Source organism: Acidovorax sp. KPB24-03, from assembly GCF_057546605.1.
The window spans coordinates 1-6,365 of the sequence record NZ_BAAJYR010000198.1 but is presented as its reverse complement, the minus strand read 5'-3'; the positions used below and the strand labels follow the sequence as shown (position 1 = coordinate 6,365).

The 6,365-nt window shown below is 70.6% G+C and carries 5 protein-coding genes and 1 pseudogene; 4 read left to right on the top strand and 2 right to left on the bottom strand.

The genetic code is table 11. The annotated features are described in order from the left end of the window. Positions 1-1,493 (bottom strand): annotated as a pseudogene (locus AC27KI_RS16945) (acyl-CoA dehydrogenase family protein); the annotation flags it as partial. 88 nt (positions 1,494-1,581) lie between these two features. Continuing rightward, positions 1,582-2,502 carry a LysR family transcriptional regulator gene (locus AC27KI_RS16940; RefSeq protein WP_272566096.1) on the bottom strand — a complete coding sequence of 307 codons (921 nt, stop codon included), beginning with the start codon at positions 2,500-2,502 and terminating at the stop codon, positions 1,582-1,584. 163 nt (positions 2,503-2,665) lie between these two features. Between AC27KI_RS16940 and gtdA the strand changes: the two genes are divergently transcribed. The 4 genes from gtdA to AC27KI_RS16920 form a co-directional block, all read left to right on the top strand. Then, positions 2,666-3,736 (top strand): gentisate 1,2-dioxygenase, encoded by a 1,071-nt coding sequence (gtdA, locus tag AC27KI_RS16935; protein ID WP_487090109.1) that lies wholly within the window; start codon positions 2,666-2,668, stop codon positions 3,734-3,736. A gap of 47 nt (positions 3,737-3,783) precedes the next feature. Further along, positions 3,784-4,482 (top strand): fumarylacetoacetate hydrolase family protein, encoded by a 699-nt coding sequence (locus tag AC27KI_RS16930; protein WP_487114868.1) that lies wholly within the window; start codon positions 3,784-3,786, stop codon positions 4,480-4,482. 16 nt (positions 4,483-4,498) lie between these two features. Beyond that, on the top strand, positions 4,499-5,143 hold the full coding sequence (gene maiA / locus AC27KI_RS16925; RefSeq protein ID WP_487114866.1) for a maleylacetoacetate isomerase: 645 nt from the start codon (positions 4,499-4,501) through the stop codon (positions 5,141-5,143). Positions 5,144-5,204: 61 nt separating this feature from the next. Further along, on the top strand, positions 5,205-6,365 hold a 1,161-nt coding region (locus tag AC27KI_RS16920), incomplete at its 3' end, for an MFS transporter (RefSeq protein ID WP_487114864.1).

Sequence of the window (6,365 nt, the reverse complement as noted above, 5' to 3'; positions counted from 1 at the left end):
CTGCACGAGCTGGCGACCCAGGGGCTCCAGCTGTTCGGGCGGGAGGGCCAGCAGGCCTTCGAGCGGCCGGAGCGCGTCGAGGATGCGCGGCTCGCCGGCCGCAGCGTCGGCGAAGTCCTGCAGCAGCGCCGACGCGGTCTGGGGCTCGCGCGCCAGGGCGCGCAGCACGTCTAGGCACATCACGTTGCCCGAGCCTTCCCAGATCGAGTTGACGGGCGATTCGAGAAAGAGGCGCGCCATCACGCCGTCCTGCACGTAGCCGTTGCCGCCGAAGACCTCCATGGCCTCGCCGGCAGCCCCACGCCGCGCTTGCAGACCCAGAACTTGGCGGCGGGCGTGATCACGCGCTTCCAGGCGCGGTCGGCCGCGCTGGCGGTGCCGTCATCCTCGCGTTCGAAAGCCTCGGCCAGGCGCATCAGCAGCGCCAGCGCGGCCTCGCTCTCCAGCGCCAGGTCGGCCAGCACGGCGCGCATCAGCGGCTGCTCGGCCAGGGCCCGGCCGAAGGCATGGCGCTGGCGGGCATAGGCGATGGCCTGCACGGTGGCCTGGCGCAGGATGGCGGCGCTGCCGGCCACGCAGTTCAGGCGCGTGGTGGTCGCCATCTCGATGATCGTGGGGATGCCCCGGCCTTCCTCGCCCATCAGCAGGCCCCAGGCGCCGTCGAATTCCACCTCGCCGCTGGCGTTGCTGCGGTTGCCCACCTTGTCCTTCAGGCGCTGCACGTGTACCGCGTTGAGCGTGCCGTCGGGCCGCCAGCGCGGCACGTAGAAGCAGGCGAAGGGGCCGCCCTCGCCGGTGCGCGCCACCACCAGGTGAGCGTCGCTCTGCGGAGTGGAGAAGAACCACTTGTGGCCGTGCAGCCGGTATTCGCCGCCGCGCCCGCCCGCGCCGATGGGCGTGGCCACGGTGGTGTTGGCGCGCACGTCGGAGCCGCCCTGCTTTTCGGTCATGCCCATGCCCAGCCAGACGCTGGATTTTTCCTGCGCGGGCCGGTCGCGCGGGTCGTGGGTGCGGCTGTGGAGCTTGCCCTCCAGCTGCGCCCAGAGCGCGGGCTCCTTGCGCAGCAGCGGGATCGCGGCCTGCGTCATGGTGGCGGGGCACAGGGTGCCCTGCTCGACCTGGCCGTGCAGGTAAAAGCCCGCGGCCCAGACGGCCCAGCGGCCGGGCTGGTCGCTGTCGAAGGGCATGGAGACCAGGCCCTGCGCGCGGTACATCGCCATGAGCGCGTCCCACGCGGGATGGAATTCGACCCGGTCGATGCGCCGGCCCCGGTTGTCGAAGCGGTGCAGTTGCGGCGTATGGCGGTTGGCCTGTTCGGCCAGGGCCCATGTCGCGGCCGTGCCGAGCTGCCGTGCGTAGGCGCCCAGGGCGGGCAGGGCGCCTTGCGCACCCGCGCGGCGCAGCCCGTCCTGCAGCGCGGCATCGGTGGCGAGCAGGTCGTAGTCGGTGCGTTCGGAAAACTGGTTGAAAACTGCGTGGGTGGCTTGGGCCATGGGTCGTCTCCTGCGCGTGGGGGCGCACCGTGCGCCCAGGCCGCCATGGTGCCCCCATCGGCACGGGCCTGCACGCCCTGGCGCGCGGTCAGGAGGCGGGTGCCGCGGCCTCGCGCAGGGCGCGCAGCATGCTGGCCACCGCCGCCCGGTCGGTGGTGTTCTCGCGCCAGTACATCGACACCGAGCCGAAGCCCGACAGCCGCACCGGCAGCACGCGCAGCGCGCCCATGTGCGAAAACCGCAGCGCCGCGCGGTGCGAGGCCATGCCGATCATGTCGCTGTGGCCCAGCAGCGTGAGGTTGAGCGTGACGGAGTTGGATTCCACGCTGCCCTGCGGCAGCGCATGCCCGGCGGTTGCCAGCGCGCCCTCCAGCGCATTGCGGATCGGCGTGCCGCGCGGCCAGACGAGCCAGCGGTAGGCCATGAGATCGCCCCATTCCAGCGCGCGCTCCTGCCGCAGCAGCGGGTGCTGCGGGCGTGCCACCAGGTGGATGGGCTCCATGTACAGCATCTCGGTGTGGATGTGGGTGTCGTGCAGTTCGGGCGCGGAACGGCCCACCACCACGTCCAGCTCGCCATGGGCCAGCTGCTGCATGAGCACGTTCATGGTGCTTTCGGCCAGCCGGATCTGTGCGCGCGGCAGCCACTCCAGCAGGCGCAGCACCGCCATGGGCACCACGTCGGACGCCGACGCACCCGAGGTGCCCACCGCCACCAGCCCGCTGCCCCCGTCGCGCAGGGCCTGCATGTCGTCGCGGGCGCTGTCCAGGTGGGCCTCGATGCGCCGGGCATGGGCGATCAGCGCCTCGCCCTGGGGCGTGGGCTTGAGCCCGCGCGCATGGCGCTCGAACAGCACCATGCCCAGGTCCTCTTCCAGCTCCTTGAGCCACTTGGAGAGCGCGGGCTGCGCGGTGTGGAGCAACTGCGCCGACTGGCTCATGTTGCCGGTCTGCGCCAGGCTCAAAAGCATCTGCAGCTGTCGCAGGCGCAGGCGGTGGGTCCAGTCCATGGGGTCGGTGGGTGGGTTGAAGGTATATCCAAAAGATTATGGATAAGACCAATAAATGATTTTACGGACTATCGACGGGTTCGAATAATCCGCCCCATGGACCGGCTGGCAGCGCGCATTCGAGTGCTTTGGCATGGCTGGCCGCAGACACAGGAGACAACGCATGGATACGCCCACCCTGGCATCGCCGCCTGCCGCCGCATCCGCCGACCGGCAGGCCTACTACGACCACATCGCCCGCCACGGCATGGCCCCGCTCTGGGAGTCGCTGCACAGCCTGGTGCCGCGCGAACCCCGCCCGCGGGCCGTGCCCGCCTTCTGGAAATACGAGGACGTGCGCCCGCTCGTCATGCAGGCGGGAGAGGTCATCAGCGCCGAGGAGGCCGTGCGCCGCGTGCTCATCCTGGAGAACCCCGGCCTGCCCGGCCGCGCCAGCATCACCTCCACGCTGTATGCGGGGCTGCAGCTCATCCTGCCCGGCGAGGTCGCGCCCAGCCACCGCCACACGCAGTCGGCGCTGCGCTTCATCGTGGAAGGGCAGGGTGCCTACACGGCCGTCAACGGCGAGCGCACCACCATGCACCCGGGCGACTTCATCATCACCCCCTCGTGGACCTGGCACGACCACGGCAACCCGGCGGTGGCGGACGGCGGCGAGCCCGTGGTCTGGCTCGACGGGCTCGACATTCCCCTCATCGGCCACCTGGATGCGGGCTTCGCGGAGAACTACCCCGAAGCGGTGCAGCCCGTGAGCCGGGCCGAGGGGCACAGCTTTGCCGCCTTCGGCCACAACATGGTGCCGGTGCGCCACCGCGCTGCGGAGGGCTCGACCTCGCCCCTCTTCAGCTACCCCTACGAGCGCAGCCGCGAGGCGCTGGACCGGCTGTTCCGCCAGGGCGAGCTGGACGCCTGGGACGGCGTCAAGCTGCGCTACGTGAACCCCGCCACCGGGGGGTGGCCCATGCCCACCATGGCCACGTTCATGCAGTTCCTGCCGGCCGGCTTCCAGGGCCGCACCTACCGTGCCACCGATGCGACCGTGTTCAGCGTGGTCGAGGGCCAGGGCACGGCGCGCATCGGCGAGCGCACCTTCCAGTTCGGCCCGCGCGACACCTTCGTCGCCCCCTCATGGGCGCCCGTGCAGCTGGCCGCGACGCAGGACGCGGTGCTGTTCAGCTATTCCGACCGCCCGGTGCAGGCCGCCCTGGGCCTGCTGCGCGAAGAGCGCCTGTGAGCCGCTGCGCATCCTGAATCTTCGTTCTCCGTTTGAAAGACATCTCCATGGCCTTCGTGTTTCCCGCTCCTCCCTCCGCTGCCGTGCCCGTTGCAGGCAGCGGCGATGCCTTCGCCGTGCGCCGCGTCTACTGCGTGGGCCGCAACTACGCGGCCCACGCCCGCGAGATGGGGTTCGATCCCGACCGCGAGCCGCCCTTCTTCTTCTGCAAGCCGGCCGATGCCGTCATCCCCGTGGCCCATGGCGAGACGCTGCGCTTGCCGTACCCCTCGCGCACGGACAACTTCCACTACGAGGCCGAACTGGTGGTCGCCATCGGCAAAGCGGGCAGCGACATCGCCCGCGAGAACGCGCTGCAGCACGCCTGGGGCTATGCCGTGGGCCTGGACATGACCCGCCGCGACCGGCAGATGGAAATGCGCCAGATGGGCCGGCCCTGGGAGATCGGCAAGGCCTTCGATGCCTCCGCGCCCATCGGCCCCATCCACCGCGCCAGCGACGTGGGCCACTTCGAGCAGGCCGGCATCTGGCTCACCGTGAACGGCGCGGACCGCCAGCGCAGCGACGTGTCGCACCTGATCTGGTCGGTGGCCGAGACCATCGCCGACCTCTCCACCTGGTTCCGGCTGGAGCCGGGCGACCTGATCTACACCGGCACCCCCGAAGGCGTGGGCCCGGTGGTGCGCGGCGACCGCATGGTCGTGGGCGTGGAACGCCTGGGCGAGCTGCGGGTGGACGTGGTCTGACGCCATGGAGCCCGCCGTGCAGCTCTACAGCTTCTTCAACAGCTCCACGTCGTACCGGGTGCGCATCGCGCTGGCCCTCAAAGGGCTGCCTGCCGACTACCACGGGGTGAACATCCGCACCGGCGAGCACCGCGCGCCGGACTATGCGGCACTCAATCCATCGCGGGCCGTCCCCCTGCTGGTGGACGGCGACTTCGCCCTGGGCCAGTCCATGGCCATCCTCGACTACCTGGACCAGCGCCACCCCGAGCCGCGCCTGATCCCGCTGGAGCCCCGGCTGCGTGCCCGCGTGCTGGAGCTGGCCCATGTCATCGCCTGCGACATGCACCCGGTCAACAACCTGCGCATCCTGAAGTACCTGCAAGGGCCGCTGGGCTTGAGCGCGGCGCAGAAGGACGCGTGGTACGCCCACTGGGCGGCCGAGGGCTTCGAGGCTGTGGAGCGGCTGCTGGCCAGGCACGGTGACGAAAGCGGCCCCTGGTGCTTCGGCGACCAGCCCACGCTGGCCGATGTGTGCCTGGTGCCCCAGGTGGCCAACGCGCTGCGCGCAGGCTGCGACCTCCAGCTCCATGCGCGTGCCATGGCCGTGTACGCGCACGCCGAACGGCACCCCGCCTTCATCGCGGCCCGACCGCAGGAGCAGCCTGACTACCAGCCTTGATTTTTCCTGTGGTCCCCGGCCCATGAGCCACCCCCATCCCTACAAGACGGAGAGAGACAAAATGACCCCATCCATGGCCGCCGGCATTCCGGCGGCAGACCGCGCTGCTTTCGGGCCGCTGCAGCTGCGCGTGACGCTGCTGTGCGCCATCGTCGCCATGCTCGACGGCTTCGATACCCAGTCCATCGCCTACGTGGCGCCGCGCATCGCGGAAGACTGGGGGCTCAAGCCCTCGGAGTTCGGGCCCATCTTCGCGGCCGGCCTCTTCGGCCTCATGGCCGGCGCCTTCCTGCTCAGCCCGGCCGCCGACCGCTGGGGCCGCAAGAAGATCATCCTGCTGTCCACCTTCATCTTCGGCCTGTTCGCGCTGCTCACGGCCTGGGCCACCAGCATGAACGAGCTGCTGGCCTACCGCTTCATCACCGGCGTGGGCCTGGGCGCGGCCATGCCCAACATCATCGCCCTGACCAGCGAATATGCGCCGCAGCGCCTGCGCGCCACGCTGGTCACGGTGATGTTCTGCGGCTTTCCGCTCGGCTCCACGCTGGGCGGGCTGATCTCCAGCTGGCTCATCGCGCATTTCGACTGGCACTCGGTGTTCGTGCTGGGCGGCGTGCTGCCCCTGCTGCTGCTGCCGGTGCTGGCCGCGCTGCTGCCCGAATCGCTGCGCTACCTGGCCGCCAGCGGCGCCGCGCCCGCGCGCTACGAGCCCATCGTCAAGAGCGCCTACCCGGGCGAAGACCCGGCCACGGTGATGGCCGGGCTGCGCGGCGAGGCTGCTGGGGTGCAGGCGGGCTTCTCGGTGTTCGAGCTGTTCCGCCATGGCCGCCTGCCCACCACCATGCTGCTGTGGCTGGCGTTCTTCATGAACCTGCTGGTCATGTACTTCCTGGTCAACTGGCTGCCCACGCTGCTCAAAAGCGCCGGCCTGCCGCTGGAAAAGGCCATTCTCTCCACCGCCATGCTCAACCTGGGCGGCGTGGTCGGTGCGCTCGCGCTGGGCCGGCTCATCGACCGCTTCAGCGCCTACACCGTGCTGGGCGCGGCCTACGCCGCCTCGGCCGGCTTCATCGCGCTGATCGCCTTCAGCGGGCAGAACCTCACAGGCCTGCTGGCCGGCGCGGCGCTCTCGGGCTTCGGCGTGGTGGGCGCGCAGATCGGCTGCAACGCGCTGGCCGCCGCCATCTACCCCACCCACATCCGCGCGACCGGCGTGGGCTGG

What these genes read in the sequence shown, in the direction of transcription:
- AC27KI_RS16940 (WP_272566096.1), bottom strand. Translation starts at nt 2,502, where the DNA reads ATGGACTGGACCCACCGCCTGCGCCTGCGACAGCTGCAGATGCTTTTG.
- gtdA (WP_487090109.1), top strand. Translation starts at nt 2,666, where the DNA reads ATGGATACGCCCACCCTGGCATCGCCGCCTGCCGCCGCATCCGCCGAC.
- AC27KI_RS16930 (WP_487114868.1), top strand. Translation starts at nt 3,784, where the DNA reads ATGGCCTTCGTGTTTCCCGCTCCTCCCTCCGCTGCCGTGCCCGTTGCA.